Source organism: Bacillus sp. GBSW19 (assembly GCF_002998655.1).
GTDB lineage: Bacteria > Bacillota > Bacilli > Bacillales > Bacillaceae > Bacillus.
The window spans coordinates 1,616,472-1,634,430 of sequence record NZ_PVRF01000001.1; the positions used below are offsets into that span (position 1 = coordinate 1,616,472).

The window sequence follows — 17,959 nt, forward strand, 5'->3', positions numbered from 1 at the left end:
TTTATAGATGTTTGTTGACAAGTTCAGCAAGTGCTTCTTTTGGTTTGAAACCAACAGATGTTTCTACCACTTCACCGTCTTTTAAAACAAGAAGTGTTGGGATACTCATCACGCCGTATTTACCAGCAGTTTCTTGGTTATCGTCTACATCAATTTTTACAATTTTCATTTTGTCGCCCATTTCTTGATCAAGTTCTTCAAGAACTGGAGCAATCATTTTACATGGTCCGCACCATGGTGCCCAAAAGTCCGCAAGAACAACACCTTCTGCAGTTTCTTGTGAAAATGTTGCGTCAGTCGCTTTTACGATTGCCATTATTCATTCCTCCAATGTAAATTATGCTTTTTAGTATAGCATCTACCAATGTGACTTGCGAATGAAATGCTTACGAATCATTTTTTATGAAATGAATTAAAAAACAAACCGTACAATCGCACCAATGACAACAATTGCACCGATAATCATGAGAATCGTTCTAAGCATATAAATAACTCCCTTTCCGCTTCATTTACAATGTATGATGCCCCAACATCCTGCTCATCAAACATCTAAATATGCGATCAAGCCAGATCGACCGTGATCATCACCACCGACATTGGCGGCAGATCTATGGTCAATTCACCGGGTTTTACAGCAAATTGCTGAAACTCTTCTGGCTGGACAGCATGAGGATCGTCAAATGTGTTGTGCGCATTCATGCGGTCCGCTGTCAGCACGCGGCCCGTGACTTTCGTTTGAGCATCCAAACCTTCAATGGCAAGGGATACTTCGTTTTGTTCATGCGGATTCAGGTGACAGAAGCTAATATGCATCTTATCTGACGAACGCGAAGCTGACACACTAACCTGAGGTATTTTTTCTCCTCTGCGTTCATAAGGCGTTGACACAAACTCCACTTCAAGTGCTTCTTCCTCTTGATGCACTTGAAACATGTGAAACACATGATACGTAGGCGTTAGGAGCATCTTTTCGTCTTCCGTTAACACCATTGCTTGCAGAACATTGACCGTCTGGGCAATATTCGCCATATGAATCCGCTGGCAATGACGATGAAATATATGAAAATGCAGAGCACAAACAAGGGCGTCTCTTAGTGTGTTCTGCTGATACAAAAACCCAGGATTTGTCCCTGGCTCTGGGTCATACCATGTTCCCCATTCATCAATAATCATCCCGATTCGCTTGTCTGGATCATAACGATCCATGATCTCTCCATGATCCACGACAAGCCGTTCCATCTCATAGGCTTTTTTCAACGTGATAAACCATTCATCCTCATCAAATTCAGTCGCTGACCCTTTTTTCTCCCATGTACCGGGTACAGTGTAGTAATGCAAACTGAGTCCATCCATCCAAGGTGCGGCCCGCTCCATTAATACTTTTGTCCAATTCACGTCATTTGAATTTGCGCCGCACGCGATTTTGTATATCGTCTGACCCGCAAACTCTCTCACATACGTTTGATAACGTTTATATAAATCAGCATAGTATTCAGGCGTCATATTCCCGCCGCAGCCCCAGCTTTCATTGCCTACACCAACATAGGTCAGCTTCCAAGGTTCTTGTTTTCCATTTTGAATACGCCAATCAGACATAGGTGTTCCCTTTGGAAATGTAATATACTCGACCCATTCTGCTAATTCTTGAACAGACCCGCTTCCCACATTCCCGCAAATATAAGGCTCACATTCAAGCAGCTCACACAATTTCATAAATTCATGCGTACCAAATGCATTGGATTCAACCGTGCCGCCCCAATGAGTGTTCACCATCGGTTTTCGTTCACTGAGATCACCTACACCATTTGCCCAATGATACTCGTCTGCGAAGCAACCGCCTGGCCACCTAAGCACCGGAATATGTAATGCTTGAAGAGCCTTTAGCACATCCGTACGAATCCCCTCAATATGATCAATCGCTGAATCTTTTCCTACCCAAATCCCGTCATAAATCCCTCTTCCTAAATGCTCTTGAAAGTGTCCATAGATGTGTTTAGAAATACGTCCGATCACGTCATTGACTTTTACTGTCCCCTTCACTTGTCAACCGCTCCTTTGTTTATTGATTACATACAAAAAAACCCAGAATACCTAGGCATTCTGAGTGTATGAGCGTTACGAGTGGATATTCATCTTTTTTAACTCTTCATTCAAAAGCGGTACCACTTCAAACAAATCACCGACGATTCCATAATCGGCAATTTTGAAGATCTCGGCTTCTGGGTCTTTGTTAATCGCCACAATGACTTTACTGTTAGACATTCCGGCTAAATGCTGAATCGCCCCTGATATCCCGCACGCAATATAGAGATCAGGTGTGACGACCTTACCTGTTTGCCCAATTTGCAGGGCATAATCACAGTAGTCTGCATCACAGGCGCCACGCGAGGCACCGACTGCTGCGCCCAGCGTTTCGGCGAGTTCATTCAGTGGTTCAAACCCTTCCTTGCTCTTGACCCCGCGTCCCCCGGCGACGATGACCTTTGCTTCAGATAAATCTACACCTTCTGACGTTTTTTTAATGACTTCCTTCACAATCGTTCGCAGGTTCTGAATATCGACAGAAACGGGTGTAATGTCTCCGCTTCGTGAGGCATCCCGCTCAAGAGGTGCCACGTTGTTTGGCCGTATGGTCGCCAAAAGCAGACGATCTGTTGAAATCACTTTTTCGAAGGCTTTACCAGAGTAAATCGGTCTAGTGAAAACGAGGTGTTCTCCGGTAACGCTTACATCAATCGCATCTGAAATTAGGCCAGTCTGCAAGCGTGCAGCTATTTTCGGCGACAAGTCTTTTCCGATAGACGTATGGCCAAAGAGTACGGCATCTGGGTCAACCTGATCTAATATCGCTTGAAGCGCCTGCGCAAAACCATCTGATGTATAGTATGAAAGGTGCGGATGCTCCACAATCATGACATGATCCGCTCCATAGTAAAGCAGTTCATTCGCTAGGTCTTTGACGTCTTCCCCTATTAACACGCCAATGACTTCACCGCCATCTGCCACTTGATGAGCGGCAGCAATGGCTTCAAATGTCACATTTCTTAATTTACCGTCACGACTTTCTCCAAGTACAACAACTTTTTTACTCATCTTTCAAGTTCCCCCTTGTTCTCGTGATATCGTAAAGCGGATGTTTAGATGACCTTTGCTTCGTTTCTTAGTAGATCTGTCAGTTCTTTGACTTGATCCTGAAGCTCACCGCTGAGCACCTTGCCACCCTCTTTTTTCTCCGGTAAGAAACGTTCAATTGTTTTGATTTTATATGGCACATCGTCTTCATCAAGATCTAAATCATCAAGTTCCACTTCTTCTAAAGGCTTTTTCTTTGCCTTCATAATGCCTGGTAATGATGGATAGCGAGGCTCATTGAGTCCTTGCTGGGCAGTGACGACAAGCGGGAGCTCGGCAGAAATGACTTCCACGTCACCTTCCGCATCTCGTTCAATCGAAGCAGAGCCTCCGTCAATTTGAATACTTGTAATCGTTGTGACATATGAAAAGCCAAGTAATTCAGCAAGACGCGGGGCAACCTGTCCAGAGCCCCCGTCAATTGCCACATTCCCTGCTAAAATTAAGGAAGCCTCTTTGTCTTTTAAATAGTGGTAAAGAATCGTAGAAGCTGAATATTGATCCCACTCTTCTAAGTCGTCTTCCACATTTAATAAAACGGCTTGATCGCAGCCCATAGCGAGCGCTGTTCTCAGCTGCTTCTCCGCATCCTCACTGCCAACTGTCACAACGGTCACTTCTCCCCCGTGCTCGTCACGAAGCTGGATGGCTTCTTCTATGGCGTACTCGTCATAAGGATTAATAATGAACTCTGCTCCATCTTCTTGAATTGCACCAGACTGAATGGAAATCTTCTCTTCCGTGTCAAACGTACGCTTCATCAAAACAAATATATTCATCCATTTCTCCCCCTTGTGTCGTTCTAATCCCTTATTCCCCTTTAAAATTCGGTTTGCGCTTTTCGATAAAGGCTTGGATACCTTCTTTGGCATCATTCGATTGGAAAATCTCACCGAACTTTTTGGCTTCCAGTTTCATTCCGCCATCATATGAATACAATTTTGTTGCGTTCAATAAATCCAGCACATACTCGAGTGATTTTGGGCTTTTCGTTGCAAATTTTGCCGCAAGTGTTTTGGCTTCTTCAAGCGCCTCTTCCTCTGTTTCTGCCAGCTTTGAAACAAGTCCGCAGGCGAATGCTTCTTCACCTGTAATCGGTTCAGCTGTACCCATCATTTCCAGAGCTTTAGCCGAACCAACATAGCGCGGCAGGCGCTGCGTGCCGCCGAATCCTGGAATGATGCCGAGGTTTAGTTCCGGCAGTCCAAGCTTCGCATCTTTTGTTGCGATTCGGATATCACAAGACATTGCAAGCTCAAGGCCCCCGCCTAATGCAGCTCCGTGAATCGAGGCAATGACTGGTTTTGGACATTGCTCTATCCGTTCAAAGACCTGCTGCCCTCTGTCTGCAAGGCTTGAATAGTCAGACTCTTCCTGTAACGTCGTAAATTCCTTAATATCAGCACCTGCTGAGAAAAATCTTCCTTCTCCGTGGATCACAATGGCTCTTACTTCTTCATTTTGTTCGAGCTGGTCAAACATGTCATTTAGCTCGGTGAGCAGCTGAGAAGATAAGGCGTTTGCTGGTGGATGCTGAATCGTAATAAGTGCTGTCTGTCCTTCATGATGTAAGGTGAGTATCTTTTCCATGTCAATCATCCTTTTTCAAAATGTCTTTAAGATTGATGTATTCCGTTTAAGAGTAGATCACGTACGTTTTCTGCGAGTGCAGGAAGATCATATTTTTGATCATTCATGACCCATGTTGTAGCGGTCTCATCAATCGTCCCAAATACCATTTGTCTCGCTAAGCGGACATCTAGATTTTGTCTAAATTCTCCTGTTTTCTTTCCTTCTGCTAAAATCGACTCGAGCATATTTAAATACCCTTTCAGCACCTCATTGATTTTTTGCCGCAGCTCAAGGTTTGACTGCCTGAGTTCGAGCTGTGTCACAAGAGCCAAATGATGATTTTGCGCAAGCATACGAAAATGCTCCTCAATGAGCAGTAAAAGCTTTTCTTTCGCCGACGGTTTCTTTTGAATATCTGTTTCCATCCGTTCGATGAATTGTCCCATTTTTTCTTTGAACAATGAGATCAAAATATCCTCTTTATTTTTGAAATAAAGATAAATGGTTCCGTCTGCTACCCCTGCTTGTTTCGCAATCTTTGAAACTTGTGATTGATGATAGCCGTTCTCTGCAATCACCACAACTGCTGCATCAATAATTTGCATGTACTTCGGTCTTTTCTGCTTCAATGTGCTTCGTCCCTTTCTAAATTGAATGAGTATTCATTCATAACTTCATGTTAAAAAGAAACGGGCGATTTGTCAAGTGATCTTCTTGTTTCTTTTCCACCTTTAGCATAACAGAGCAGGCGGTCAACATTCAAATCATCCGGCCGGTGGACCGGATGATGCAGACCGTTATGTTTTCGGTTGATCGGCAGGCGTTTCAGATGAAGAAGCGTGCTTTCTTTTTTCTTCTTCAATTAATACTCTGCGCAAAATCTTCCCGACGGCTGTTTTAGGCAGTGATTCTTTAAATTCATACACGCGTGGTACTTTAAATGAGGCAATTCTCGTCCTGACAAAGCGATCAAGTTCGTCCTCTGTTAAGTAGGCATCCTTTTTCGGCACAATAAATGCTTTCACTGTTTCTCCTCTGTACGGATCTGGAATACCTGCGACGACGACTTCTTGTACAAGCTCATGCTCATAAAGGGCTTCTTCGACCTCTCTTGGGTAAATATTATAGCCGCTCGCTATGATGACATCTTTTTTCCGGTCGACGATATAGAAAAAACCGTCCTCATCCATATACCCTATATCTCCGGTGAAAAACCAGCCATCTCGTAATACAGCCGCTGTCTCCTCTGGCTGATTCCAGTATCCCTTCATGATCTGCGGCCCTTTGACAATGATTTCTCCATGCTCATATGGTTCTTTTAGGCCTCCAGTTTCCTCGCAATAAATACCGGCATCTGTATTAGGCCACGGACAGCCAATGCTGCCTGTTTTGTTCGCTCCCCATAAAAAGTTAGCATGGGTGACGGGTGAGGTTTCTGAAAGTCCATACCCTTCCACTAAGCGTCCTCCTGTTAATTTTTCAAAGCTTTGTTTGACTTCTACAGGAAGTGCCGCTGAGCCGCTTAGACATGCAGTGATGGACGACAGGTCATACTTTTCAATGTTCGGATGATGCAGCAAGGCGATATACATTGTTGGTGCGCCTGGAAATAGCGTCGGTTTCTGTTTTTCAATCGTTTTGAGGGTATCTGCGACATCAAAGCGTGGAAGAAGAATCAATTGATGCCCTTCTTTGACAGCAAGGTTTAAGACGGTCGTCATTCCGTAGACATGAAAAAACGGAATGATGCCGAGGATGCGTTCTTTCCCCCTGGTCGTTTTGTACATCCAGGAAGCGCACATTTCAGTATTCGCTAAAATATTTTCATGTGTGAGCATGACCCCTTTTGGTAAACCGGTCGTTCCGCCGGTATATTGCAAAACAGCGACATCCTCTTTCGGCTCAAAGGCAAGTGCGGGAATTTGCTGTTCACCTGCCGATTCTTTCGTGATCTGCGAGAAGTGATGAATGGTGTCATTTTTCTCCACTTGGATGACCATTTTATTTTTTCTTCTTTGCACAATAGGAAACAGTATGTTTTTCGGGAATGGTAAATAATCTTGTAGTTTGGTAATGATTAAGTGTTCCATACTTGTCAGCGCTTTCATTTTATAAGCCTTTGGATACAACAGATCTAGCGTGATCAGCACTTTGGCGCCGCTGTCCTCCATTTGATATTCCAGTTCTTTCTCCGTATAAAGCGGGTTTGTTTGAACAATGATGCCGCCTGCTATTAAAACAGCATAATAAGAAATGACCGATTGAGGGCAGTTCGGCAGCATGATCGCTACTCTGTCGCCTTTTTTTACGCCAATTTTCATCAGATGACTGGCTAGTTTCAATACGTCTTTTTGCAGCTGTTCATAGGTGATGTTCTTTCCTAGAAAATGAATGGCTGTATGCTCAGGTGCAGCCTCTGCGGAGCTGAATAAGTAAGATTGTAATGTTTCATTTGGGATGGTGAGTTCGTGGGGAATTTGATTCGGGTAATGCAGAAGCCAACGTTTATCTGACTGCATAAAAACCCTCCTTCCTGAACTTTCGTACTATTTTATTATAGCAAACTTTTCCTTAGGACAGTTTGCTTTTTTCTAATAGAGCTTGGTTCAATTGCACACGTTTACTTTTTCGCCGGTGTTTCTATAGAGGCTCTTTTTCCTTCATGATGCCACTGTTCATATAAACCGCCGATTGCACGAAATGACTCGTTGACTCTTTCCACGATCTGTTGATGGATACTAGGGTCATTCGGTAAATGCGTCTGGATGTTGTCGACTTGATGCTTCCTCATCATGTCAATGTAAACCGTGAGAAAAATGATGTCTTCTAAAATCCAGTAAATGACTTCATCCGCCACTTTTGTTCTTTTATGCAGCATTTTCATCCCTCGTTCATATTGAATGAGGAAATAACCACTTGAATCGATCTGAATATAGGGACTCAAATCATCAAAAAATCCTGACGTTTGAAATGGACGTGCAATATACGGTTCGTATATGTCTCTTGGAAGGGATGTCATTTGAAGACAAGTATCAATGCGCTTGATTAGTTCGCCTTTTTGCAGAATGTGCTTCATGTCATTCGCCGCCTTTGATGAGATAAAAGCTGCCAAGGGGTTCCCTGACAGCTCTCTAACGTTGTTTTCTTCATTTCACAGGAACAGATAAACGGCACCAATGACCGCAAAAGTGCAGGCAACTACGATTAATACTTTTGCTAGCTTTTCCATGTCGTCTCCTTAAATGCCGGCTGCTACTACGTAAGACAGCCCAACTGAAATGATGAGTGAAATAAACCCGACCGCTCTATTATCATTTTCAATCTCTTTGTCTACTTTAAATCGCGGTGTTAAAAATTCAAAAATGAAATAGCTGACAAGCAGCATCACAAAGCCATATACGCCCCATCCAACCATTTGAAGAAGGGAATTGTGCTGTGCGATGGAATGCTGAAACACATTCGCAATCCCAAAGATCTTCCCGCCTGTTGCCATAGCAACAGCTAAGTTCCCCCGCTGGATCTCTTCCCAGTTTTTATAGGAGGTGACGAGTTCAAAAATGGTTAGAAATAAGACGAGACATAGGACGGCCACGCTGTAATAGGCGGCAATTTCCACAAGTTCATTTTCCCAAAAGGCTTTCATGCGTTTTCTCCTTTTTACTTTAATTCGACGATGGTGACGCCTGATCCTCCCTCACCTTGTTCGCCAAAACGAGCATTTTTCACACTTCGGTGCTGTTTCAGTAATTCCTGAACCCCTTTTCTGAGGGCGCCAGTTCCTTTTCCGTGAATAATCGACACGCGCGGATAACCAGCTAATACAGCATCATCTAAATATTTTTCGACTCTGCTTAAGGCATTTTCATAACGCTCTCCTCTTAAATCGAGCTCAAGCGAGACATGATAGTCTTTCCCTTTGACTGCCGTGATGGCTTTTTCTTGCTTAAATTCAGGTGCTGATTTGATAAATTCCATGTCTTTTTCTTTTACTTTCATTTTCAGAATGCCCATTTGGACACTCCATTCTTTGTCACCTGTTTGTTCAAGCAGCGTTCCTTTTTGCCCGAAGGTGATCACTTTGACTTCGTCGCCTGACTTCAGCTGTCTTACTGCTTTTTTCGCTGGCTCTGGCTTCTTTTTCCTGTCAAACTCAGGAACAGCTTCTTCAAGACGCTTTCGCGCATCGATAAGTTCATGCTCTTTGAATGAGCGGTGTTCACTTTTTATCGAACGGAGCTCTTGAATGATATCTTCTGCTTCTTTTGATGCTTGTTCAATTTTCTCTTTCGCTTTATGTTCAGCTTCTTCGAGCAGTTTGTCCTTTTGCTCATTCCATTCAAGAATTTGTCTTTGCAATTCTTTATGAAGCTTTTCTGCTTCTTTTCTATAGACTTCTGTCTCATGCAGTTCTTCTTCTGCTTGTTTCTTGCTATCTTCTAATGACGCAATCATTTGGTCTACTTCATTATGCTCTGCATGCATATCTGCTTTTGCCCGGTCTATGAGGTGGTCAGGCAAACCAAGACGTTTGGAAATTTCAAATGCGTTACTTCGTCCAGGCACACCGATGAGCAGGCGGTACGTTGGTGATAAAGTTTCAATGTCAAACTCCACGCTTGCATTCGTGACGCCTTCCCGGTTATACCCATATGCCTTCAGCTCGGGATAATGAGTCGTTGCGATGACGCGTGCATTCGTTTGATGCACTTCATCTAAAATGCTCATCGCAAGTGCCGCACCTTCAGCTGGGTCTGTTCCTGCCCCTAATTCATCAAATAACACGAGTGAGTTAGATGTCAAATGCTTTAAGATATCTACAATATTGACCATATGAGATGAGAACGTACTCAAGCTTTGTTCAATGGACTGTTCGTCTCCAATATCAGCAAAGACTTGGTCGAACACAGCCACTTCAGAGCCTTCTTCAACTGGAATATGGAGGCCCGCCTGTGTCATCAGCGTCAGAAGACCCAGCGTTTTTAAAGTAACTGTCTTCCCCCCTGTATTTGGTCCAGTGATCACGATCGTTGAAAAATCTTTGCCGAGCTCAATATCATTTGCGACAACTTGATCCCGAGGCAATAGAGGATGTCTTGCTCGTTTTAAATAGATCTCTCCTTGATCATTCACAGCAGGCTTTGTGGCTTTTTCTGCCTTTGCATATTTAGCTTTAGCAAAAATAAAATCTAGCGTCTGCAGCTCCTTTACATTGTGAAGCAGTTCCCCAATGTGCTCTGACACGCTCTCTGTCAGCATTTGGAGGATCTTTTCAACCTCTTGCTTCTCTTTTAAACGGGTTTGCTGCAAGGTGTTATTTACATCCACGACCACTTGCGGCTCAATAAAAAGTGTTGCCCCAGATGATGATTGGTCATGAACAATTCCGCCGTAATTCGAGCGGTACTCTTGTTTCACCGGAATAACAAACCGATCATTACGAATGGTGACAATTGTGTCTGACAGCATTTTCGAAGCCGATTGTGAACGAATCATCGATTCTAATTTATCACGAACCTTTGATTCTAGTGAGCGTAATTGAATGCGCAATGAACGAAGTGCAGGGGTTGCATGATCAAGCACTTCTCCATTATCACCAATACAGCTTTCGATTTCTTTTCTGATTTCAGGCAGTAATATCAGCGTCTCAGCATATGTATGAAGGCGCGGTATGTCTACTCCATCTTCATACATGGACGTGAGAAAGTGCTTCATATTTTTCACCGCATATAATAGTCCTGCGATTTCCATCAGCTCAGATGGGCTTAATGTACTGCCGATTTCTGCCCGTTTAACTGCGCGTCTAATATCCGTTAACCCGCCAAATGGCGCAGACCCCTTTAAGCGAATCACATCTTGTGCTTCTGCTACCTCTTCCAGCAAATGCTGAATGGTTTCTATATCCGTCAGAGGTGTTAAATCCTGCGCTCTTTCTTTTCCTAATGTGGATGCGGTATAGGACATCACTTTTTCTTTTACTTTATGAAATTCTAATGATGCTAACACTTTTTGTTGCAGCATGGTCCAGCCTCCTAACGACTACCTGTCACGCGTTAAAAACTTTTTGATCTCGTTTAGAGTAAAAGTATTCACGACATTTGCTTTTGGTGTCCAGCCTTTTCTTGCAGCTGTTACACCGACTTCCATATGTTCCAGCATGGCGATGTTGTGCGCATCTGTATTGATCATGATGTTCACACCCGCTTCATTTGCTTTCATTAAATGCTCTGTTTTCAAATCAAGTCTTGACGGATTACTGTTGAGCTCAAGTGCAGTGCCCGTTTTCTTCGCAAGCTCTATGAGCTGATCTATATTTAGGGCATAGCCATCCCGTCTGCCGATCAAACGGCCTGTTGGATGTGCAATTAAATCGACATGCTGATTTCGCAAGGCATTTTCAAGGCGTTCCATAATGACTTCCTCCGGCTGAGAGAAGCTAGAATGAATAGACGCAATGACAAAATCCATGTCTTTTAAAAAGTCATCATCATAATCTAACGATCCATCCGGCAGGATATCCATTTCGACCCCTTTGAAAATGTGAAAATGCTCGAATTCCTGATTAAGCTTGTCAATTTCTTTAGCTTGCAGACGCAAACGTTCTTTTGTTAAACCGTTGGCTACTTTTAAATATTGCGAGTGGTCTGTAATGGCCATGTATTCATAGCCTTTTGCGATACATGCTTCCGCCATTTCACGAATAGAGAATGCTCCGTCACTCCATGTCGAGTGCATATGAAGGTCGCCTTTGATATCTTTCAGTTCTACAAACTGCATACTTTCTTTATACGTATCAATCTCCGCTCCGGTTTCACGAATTTCTGGCGGAATGAGCGGAAGTTGAAAATGCGCATAAAAAGCGCTCTCGTCTTCAAACGTTTTCACTTCTCCAGTTTCAATCGTTTCCACACCATATTCGCTAATGCGCTCTCCGCGTTCCTTCGCAAGCTGACGCATTCGAATATTGTGATCTTTTGATCCAGTGAAATGGTGCAGCGTAGTCGCGAATTGGTCTGATGTCACAAGCCGGAAGTCCACACTGATCTCAAAATCAAGGGCAAGAATGACAGATACCTTCGTATCACCGCTTGCGATGACATCTTTCACATCATCAAGTGCAACGAGCTGCTCTCTGACTTGCTCAGGATCATCTGTCGCAATGATATAATCTAAATCTTTCACGGTTTCACGTGCACGTCTTAAACTGCCAGCTCTTGAAAAACGGATGATACCTTTCGTCTCTTCAAGCGCATGATCAATCCGCTCTGCCACATCTAATGCAAAGCCAATTGGCAGTCGTTCCGGCTGCTTTCCCGCTTCCTCAAGAGCCGCGAGAATCTTTTCTTCTGTTTTTTTGCCAAAGCCAGCAAGTGCTTGTACCTTTTCCGCTTCGCATGCTTCTCTTAGCGACTGTGCATCGTGGACGCCAAGCTCTTGGTAAAGCTTAGCGATCTTCTTCCCGCCAAGTCCTGGTAATTTTAAGAGCGGGACAAGTCCTTCAGGCACTTCCTTTTTTAATTGTTCGAGTGTTTCTGATTGTCCTTTTTCAATATACTCAGTGATCACAGCAAAGGTTCCTTTTCCAATGCCGGGTAATGCTAATAGATCATCTATTTGAGAAAGGCTGCGGTCATCTTGTTCCAGTGCCGCTGCTGCTTTACGAAAGGCAGAAATCTTAAAAGGATTATCTCCTTTCAGCTCCATATATACTGCAATTGTTTCAAGAAGTTTGATAATATCTTTTTTATTCATCTCTCATCCTCCAGCCGCTTTGGCATCTTCCTTTATAAATATACAAACTTTTCCTTCATCCTACAACTTTCTGTCATGGAATGAGAAAAAACTTCTCCAAGAAAGGAGAAGTTTTTAAACTCCATACGTCGTCCATAAGTCTTTGACAAGACTGGACAGATAAGGGGTGTTGCCTACGATCACATCTGCTAATATGGATTTGCTCATCATTGTTTGCAGTGCATCGACTGGAAGTAATGCAGCGACAAACAAGAGAATAAACACAAATAGATAGGTTTCAAGAAATCCTAAAACACCGCCAAGCAGTTTGTTGACCTGCTTAATCACAGGTATACTTGCAATGGTTGTGAGCAATCCGCCAATGATGGCGAGCAGGATTTTGGTCAAGATAAACAGAATGATAAACGCAATGGTATTATAATAAGCTGTTTCTAGATTCCCACTAAAGAAAGCGAGCTGCGCTTGACCGCCGCTAAAATTAGGCGCTGGAATCCACGTAAGCTGTGGTGCAAGTGACTGATAAAACATGGAAGCCACTAAGATAGAAACAACAAAGCTGATCAATTTAATCAATTGAAGAATAAACCCACGTTTTAGACCGACAAGCGTTCCCATAAGAAGCAAAAACAAAATGATGATATCGATCACGGTAATTTCATTCCTTTTCTTTAAGCTGAATCTCTAGTTTTTCGTATTGCTCTTTTAATTTCAAGTAGTCGTGGACGACATTGACTGCTGTCAGTACAGCTAATTTGTTTATATCAAGGTATGGATTTTTTTCATTTATTTCTCTCATTTTATCATCAACAATTGAAGCAACGTGTCGCATATGCATCTTCGTTTCTTGACCGATGATCGTATAGGACTGTCCGTAAATCTCAACTGTTGTTTTCGTTTTACCGCCGTCAGACAACGTTTCTCCTCCATTCCACGAGAATCCTAGTCTCTATCATAACATGTTTAGACATTGAATGGAAAGACGAGCCCTTCCCTGTTATGGTACACTTTAGAAATCAATGATATCAAGGTAAAAAGGAGTTATCCACTGTGCCCCAATCCGTCTTAAAAGCAACATCAGAAGACCTTAAAAAGATGAAGAGCGCGTATGCGCACCACTTAACTGATACTTTACCACCAGGCGCCCTTTTTCAAGCAAAGGTTCCTGGCTGTACGATTACAGCCTATCGATCTGGAAAAGTGCTGTTTCAAGGACAAAAGGCAGAAGCTGAAGCCAGTCAATTCAGCCATTTAAAAGCAGCTGATACGAAAAGTCAAAAAGCACCTGCTGTCACAAAATACAGTCCGCCGTCAGGAATTGCTTCTATGTCCGTCATCGGTTCAGATGAAGTAGGAACAGGTGATTATTTTGGACCAATGACGGTCTGTGCCGCCTATGTTGATGCAAGCCAGCTTGCTCTCATGAAAGAGCTTGGCGTAAAAGACTCAAAAGGTCTAAAGGACCCGCAGATTATCAATATTGCCAAAGATCTCATCAAAACCATTCCGTTCAGCCTTCTCGTGCTCCGAAATGAAAAGTACAATGCGATGCAGGAAAAGGGCATGAGTCAAGGAAAAATGAAGGCGCTGCTTCATAACCAAGTCATTACCTCTGTGCTAGAAAAACTAGACGGGAAGCAGCCCGAAGCTATTTTGATTGACCAATTTGCAGAACCGGGCATTTATTTCAAGCATCTTGCAGGGAAAAAAATCATTCGGGAGCGGACGTACTTTAGCACGAAAGCAGAAGGCATTCATTTGTCAGTTGCTGCGGCTTCCATTATTGCAAGGTACGCCTTTTTAATTGAAATGGATAAGTTGTCAAAAGCAGCAGGCTTTGACATTCCAAAAGGAGCCGGTCCTCATGTGGACAAGGCGGCAGCGAAGCTCATCAAGCTGCACGGCGAAGATGCTTTACGTCAATTTACAAAGCTGCATTTTGCCAACACACAAAAAGCGAAAAAATGGTTATAAAAAAGAGCTAAGGCCCATAAGGCCATAGCTCTTTTTTTCTTTAACCGCGCAAGACGGCTTGATACGTATCTTCTAATGCTTTCAATACTTTTGTATGAACAGCCGTCACTTCTTCCTCTGTCAATGTTTGCTCCGGATTTAAATATTGGAGAGAGAATGCAACGGATTTTTTGCCTTCTTCCATATGTTCACCCTCATACACATCAAAGACGGATAGGTCTGTCAATAAATCCCCGCCTGCCTCATAGATGACCCGCTCCAGCTGTCCGCTTGAGATATGCTGATCTACAACAAGTGCAATATCTCTTGTCACAGCAGGGAATCTCGGAATCGCTGTATATTTCATATCCTTCGATTCAGACGTCATCACATCTGTTAAATCAAACTCGAAGACATATGTTTCTTTTAAATCTAATTCCTTTTCAATGACTGGATGGAGAGCAGCAACAAACCCAATCACTTTTCCATTTAAATGAACATCTGCTGTACGGCCTGGGTGAAGACCCTCACGTTCTGCTTGAACATATGTGATTTGGTCTGATACACCAAGCTTTTCGAACAGACCTTCAGCAATTCCTTTTGCTACATAAAAATCGACGGCTTTTTTCTCGCCCTGCCAAAGATTTTTGTGCCATAAGCCTGTCAGCGCACCAGCGACATGCTCTTTTTCCACTGGTTTTTCTCCTTCAGCTTCTGCTAAGAACACAGAACCCGTTTCATAAAAACCAAAGGAATCAGCTTGTCTTGCCAAGTTATATGCAACAGAATCCAGTAAGTTTGGCAGTAGACTTTGTCTGAGCACACTTCGTTCTTCACTCATTGGCAGGGAAAGTCTCGTTTTATAAGCTGGATTCAGTGCAAAAGCTGTAGACTTATGCTGATTTGTCAATGAATACGTGATCGCTTGAGAAAGACCTGCGCCTTCTAAGAAACGTCTGACCTTCCTGCGCTTCACTTGGTACGGCGTGAGACCGCCAACTGTACCAGCTGTCGCAGGCAGTGTAGACGGAATATTATCATAGCCGTATAATCTGGCAACTTCTTCAATGAGGTCTTCTTCAATCGTGATATCCATTCTACGAGAAGGAACCGTTACGACAAGAACGTCATTTGATTCGCCCACTGTAAAACCAAGTTTGTTGAAAATTTGCATCATATCTTTTTTTGAAATGCTCATGCCAAGCACCTTATTCACACGCTCAGTTGATACGTGGATGACATTCATACTTGCTTCAAGGTGGTTTTCCTCCACAGTCCCGCTTAGCACTTCACCACCTGCATAGAGACTGATCAATTGCGCTGCTCTTTCGGCTGCAGGTTTTGTACGCTGCGGGTCAAGTCCTTTTTCAAATCGTGTGCTTGATTCACTGCGAAGCCCTAAGTCTCTAGATGCTTGACGGACCGTTTGACCGTTGAAATATGCCGCTTCTAAAAGAATCGTTGTCGTCTTATCACGCACCTCAGATTCAAGACCGCCCATGACGCCTGCTACAGCGTGCGCTTTCGTCCCATTAGTGATCACTAGATGCTTTGATGACAATGTACGTTCTTGTTCATCCAGTGTTTGAATGATTTCGCTATCAGACGCTTTACGTACGACCACCTGCTTTGAACCAAAGCAGTCATAATCAAATGCATGAAGCGGCTGACCGTATTCAAGCAGTACAAAGTTTGTAATATCGACGACGTTGTTAATTGGTCGAATGCCTGCATTCATCAATCTTGTTTGAATCCAAAGCGGTGCTGGGCCAACCTTTACATTTTTAATGACCTTCGCTGCATAAAGTGGATTTGCTTCTTGATCCTCAATTTTCACAGAGATATAGTCTGCTGCTTTTTCTGAAGAGGTGTCATGTGCTGTATCAGGAAGTTTGATGTCTCTCCCTAAAATGGCTGCAACCTCATAAGCCACACCGAGCATATTCAGGGCATCCGCACGGTTTGGTGTTAAACCAAGCTCAAGTACCGCATCGTCTAATTGAAGTGCCTGAAGGGCATCATCTCCGGGTTTGACGTCATTTGGGAAAACAAAAATGCCTTCTGCATATTCCTTTGGTACGAGTTTGCTTTCTACGCCTAATTCTTGCAGAGAACAAATCATGCCATGAGACTCTTCGCCGCGCAGCTTTGCTTTTTTAATTTTAAAGTTCCCTGGAAGGACTGCGTCAACCGTTGCGACGGCCACATATTGTCCTTTATCCACATTCGGAGCCCCGCAAATAATTTGCACTGGAGCGTCTTCGCCGATATCAACAAGACATTTGTTTAATTTATCCGCATTTGGGTGCTGTTCACGCTCAATGACATGTCCAACGACAACCCCTTTAATGCCTTCTCCTTTATATTCAACGGCTTCCACTTCAATTCCGCTTCTTGTGATCTTTTCTGCTAATTCATCCGGCTGAATGCCTTCTAAATCGACATAGTCTTCTAACCATTTATATGAAACAAACATGTTGATTTCCTCCTCTTAGTCCTGCTTGAATTGCTTTGTGAATCTAATATCATTTGTGTAGAAATGGCGAATATCATCAATGCCGTATTTTAGCATCGCAATACGTTCAACACCCATTCCAAAAGCAAAGCCTTGGTAAGTTTCTGGATCAAATCCGCTCATTTTCAGGACATTTGGATGAACCATCCCTGCTCCTAAAATCTCAATCCATCCTGTTCCTTTACATACAGAACAGCCCTTTCCGCCGCATTTAAAGCAAGACACATCCACTTCGACAGATGGTTCTGTGAATGGGAAAAAGCTTGGACGGAGTCTAATTTCACGATCTTCACCAAACATTTTTCTTGCGACTGTCTCAAGCGTTCCTTTTAGATCACTCATGCTAATATTGTGATCGACAACAAGGCCTTCAATCTGCATGAATTGATGTGAATGAGTCGCGTCATCACTGTCTCGTCTATATACTTTCCCAGGGCAGATGATCTTCACAGGACCTTGTCCTTTATATTTTTCGAGTGTACGTGCTTGAACTGGTGACGTTTGTGTTCTCATCAGTGTATCCTCGGTAATATAGAAGCTGTCCTGCATATCACGTGCTGGATGCTCCTTTGGAAGATTCAGCGCTTCAAAGTTATAATAATCCGTTTCTACCTCAGGACCTTCCTCAACGGTATAGCCCATACCAATAAATAAATCTTCAATATCTTCGACAACAATCGTTAATGGATGTCTTGCCCCCATTTTGATTGGACTTGCTGGCAATGTGACATCGATCGTTTGAGATGCAAGTTTTTTCTTCACTTCTTCTTTTTCCAGCTGCTCATTTTTTTCAGCAATGGCATTTGCAATCTGCTCTCTTACTTCGTTTGCGAGTGCGCCCATTTTCGGTCTTTCTTCTGCGGAGAGCTTGCCCATTCCACGAAGCACCTCTGTGATCGGGCCTTTTTTCCCTAAATATTGAACACGAATGTCATTAACTTCTTTGAGCGAGCTAGCTGCTTCAACCTTCGCTATCGCCTCTGTTTCAAGCTGTTTTAACGTTTCTTGCATGAGTGTAATCCTCCTTTTGATATACAAAAC

Annotated in this window: 16 protein-coding genes; 1 reads left to right on the forward strand and 15 read right to left on the reverse strand. The window is 43.2% G+C overall.

Annotated elements, in window-relative coordinates:
* Position 1: 1 nt before the first annotated feature.
* From trxA to zapA, 13 genes are all read right to left on the reverse strand, one after another.
* Positions 2 to 316, reverse strand: coding sequence for a thioredoxin (gene trxA / locus C6344_RS08595; RefSeq protein ID WP_007501629.1), 315 nt, complete (start codon positions 314 to 316; stop codon positions 2 to 4).
* A 245-nt stretch (positions 317 to 561) separates the two neighbouring features.
* On the reverse strand, positions 562 to 2,040 hold the full coding sequence (locus tag C6344_RS08600) for an alpha-N-arabinofuranosidase (protein ID WP_106072870.1): 1,479 nt from the start codon (positions 2,038 to 2,040) through the stop codon (positions 562 to 564).
* A 75-nt stretch (positions 2,041 to 2,115) separates the two neighbouring features.
* Positions 2,116 to 3,093, reverse strand: a complete 978-nt coding sequence (locus C6344_RS08605) for an electron transfer flavoprotein subunit alpha/FixB family protein (protein WP_060596960.1) — start codon at positions 3,091 to 3,093, stop codon at positions 2,116 to 2,118.
* 44 nt (positions 3,094 to 3,137) lie between these two features.
* Positions 3,138 to 3,911 carry an electron transfer flavoprotein subunit beta/FixA family protein gene (locus C6344_RS08610; protein ID WP_060596961.1) on the reverse strand — a complete coding sequence of 258 codons (774 nt, stop codon included), beginning with the start codon at positions 3,909 to 3,911 and terminating at the stop codon, positions 3,138 to 3,140.
* Positions 3,912 to 3,942: 31 nt separating this feature from the next.
* On the reverse strand, positions 3,943 to 4,722 hold the full coding sequence (locus C6344_RS08615; RefSeq protein ID WP_060596962.1) for an enoyl-CoA hydratase: 780 nt from the start codon (positions 4,720 to 4,722) through the stop codon (positions 3,943 to 3,945).
* Positions 4,723 to 4,748: 26 nt separating this feature from the next.
* Complete coding sequence (gene fadR / locus C6344_RS08620; protein ID WP_003216590.1) at positions 4,749 to 5,333, reverse strand: fatty acid metabolism transcriptional regulator FadR; 585 nt, start codon at positions 5,331 to 5,333, stop codon at positions 4,749 to 4,751.
* 168 nt (positions 5,334 to 5,501) lie between these two features.
* Positions 5,502 to 7,223 carry an AMP-binding protein gene (locus C6344_RS08625; protein WP_106072871.1) on the reverse strand — a complete coding sequence of 574 codons (1,722 nt, stop codon included), beginning with the start codon at positions 7,221 to 7,223 and terminating at the stop codon, positions 5,502 to 5,504.
* Between the two features lie 101 nt (positions 7,224 to 7,324).
* A complete protein-coding gene (locus C6344_RS08630; protein WP_106072872.1) occupies positions 7,325 to 7,780 on the reverse strand; it encodes an immunity 63 family protein in 456 nt (151 codons plus the stop codon).
* A 162-nt stretch (positions 7,781 to 7,942) separates the two neighbouring features.
* A complete protein-coding gene (locus C6344_RS08635) occupies positions 7,943 to 8,347 on the reverse strand; it encodes a DUF350 domain-containing protein (RefSeq protein WP_007501637.1) in 405 nt (134 codons plus the stop codon).
* A 14-nt stretch (positions 8,348 to 8,361) separates the two neighbouring features.
* Complete coding sequence (locus C6344_RS08640; protein ID WP_060597083.1) at positions 8,362 to 10,719, reverse strand: endonuclease MutS2; 2,358 nt, start codon at positions 10,717 to 10,719, stop codon at positions 8,362 to 8,364.
* A gap of 21 nt (positions 10,720 to 10,740) precedes the next feature.
* A complete protein-coding gene (polX, locus tag C6344_RS08645) occupies positions 10,741 to 12,453 on the reverse strand; it encodes a DNA polymerase/3'-5' exonuclease PolX (protein WP_066030574.1) in 1,713 nt (570 codons plus the stop codon).
* 114 nt (positions 12,454 to 12,567) lie between these two features.
* Positions 12,568 to 13,101, reverse strand: a complete 534-nt coding sequence (locus C6344_RS08650; RefSeq protein WP_034661786.1) for a CvpA family protein — start codon at positions 13,099 to 13,101, stop codon at positions 12,568 to 12,570.
* 7 nt (positions 13,102 to 13,108) lie between these two features.
* Positions 13,109 to 13,366, reverse strand: a complete 258-nt coding sequence (zapA, locus tag C6344_RS08655) for a cell division protein ZapA (RefSeq protein WP_012010831.1) — start codon at positions 13,364 to 13,366, stop codon at positions 13,109 to 13,111.
* A gap of 179 nt (positions 13,367 to 13,545) precedes the next feature.
* Between zapA and rnhC the strand changes: the two genes are divergently transcribed.
* Positions 13,546 to 14,424 (forward strand): ribonuclease HIII, encoded by an 879-nt coding sequence (gene rnhC, locus C6344_RS08660; RefSeq protein WP_045210067.1) that lies wholly within the window; start codon positions 13,546 to 13,548, stop codon positions 14,422 to 14,424.
* Positions 14,425 to 14,464: 40 nt separating this feature from the next.
* On the opposite strand, the gene pheT is transcribed toward rnhC, so the two are convergent.
* Together pheT and pheS are read right to left on the reverse strand one after the other, a co-directional pair.
* The gene (gene pheT, locus C6344_RS08665; protein ID WP_106072873.1) at positions 14,465 to 16,879 is read right to left on the reverse strand and encodes a phenylalanine--tRNA ligase subunit beta; all 2,415 of its coding nucleotides are present in this window, start codon (positions 16,877 to 16,879) and stop codon (positions 14,465 to 14,467) included.
* Between the two features lie 15 nt (positions 16,880 to 16,894).
* The gene (gene pheS / locus C6344_RS08670; protein WP_034661794.1) at positions 16,895 to 17,929 is read right to left on the reverse strand and encodes a phenylalanine--tRNA ligase subunit alpha; all 1,035 of its coding nucleotides are present in this window, start codon (positions 17,927 to 17,929) and stop codon (positions 16,895 to 16,897) included.
* Positions 17,930 to 17,959: the final 30 nt, after the last annotated feature.

Bases quoted from the DNA above. Each gene is read 5' to 3' on its own strand.
- trxA (WP_007501629.1), bottom strand. From the start codon at position 316: ATGGCAATCGTAAAAGCGACTGACGCAACATTTTCACAAGAAACTGCA.
- C6344_RS08605 (WP_060596960.1), bottom strand. From the start codon at position 3,093: ATGAGTAAAAAAGTTGTTGTACTTGGAGAAAGTCGTGACGGTAAATTA.
- C6344_RS08610 (WP_060596961.1), bottom strand. From the start codon at position 3,911: ATGAATATATTTGTTTTGATGAAGCGTACGTTTGACACGGAAGAGAAG.
- C6344_RS08615 (WP_060596962.1), bottom strand. From the start codon at position 4,722: ATGGAAAAGATACTCACCTTACATCATGAAGGACAGACAGCACTTATT.
- C6344_RS08625 (WP_106072871.1), bottom strand. From the start codon at position 7,223: ATGCAGTCAGATAAACGTTGGCTTCTGCATTACCCGAATCAAATTCCC.
- C6344_RS08630 (WP_106072872.1), bottom strand. From the start codon at position 7,780: ATGAAGCACATTCTGCAAAAAGGCGAACTAATCAAGCGCATTGATACT.
- C6344_RS08635 (WP_007501637.1), bottom strand. From the start codon at position 8,347: ATGAAAGCCTTTTGGGAAAATGAACTTGTGGAAATTGCCGCCTATTAC.
- polX (WP_066030574.1), bottom strand. From the start codon at position 12,453: ATGAATAAAAAAGATATTATCAAACTTCTTGAAACAATTGCAGTATAT.
- rnhC (WP_045210067.1), top strand. From the start codon at position 13,546: ATGAAGAGCGCGTATGCGCACCACTTAACTGATACTTTACCACCAGGC.
- pheT (WP_106072873.1), bottom strand. From the start codon at position 16,879: ATGTTTGTTTCATATAAATGGTTAGAAGACTATGTCGATTTAGAAGGC.
- pheS (WP_034661794.1), bottom strand. From the start codon at position 17,929: ATGCAAGAAACGTTAAAACAGCTTGAAACAGAGGCGATAGCGAAGGTT.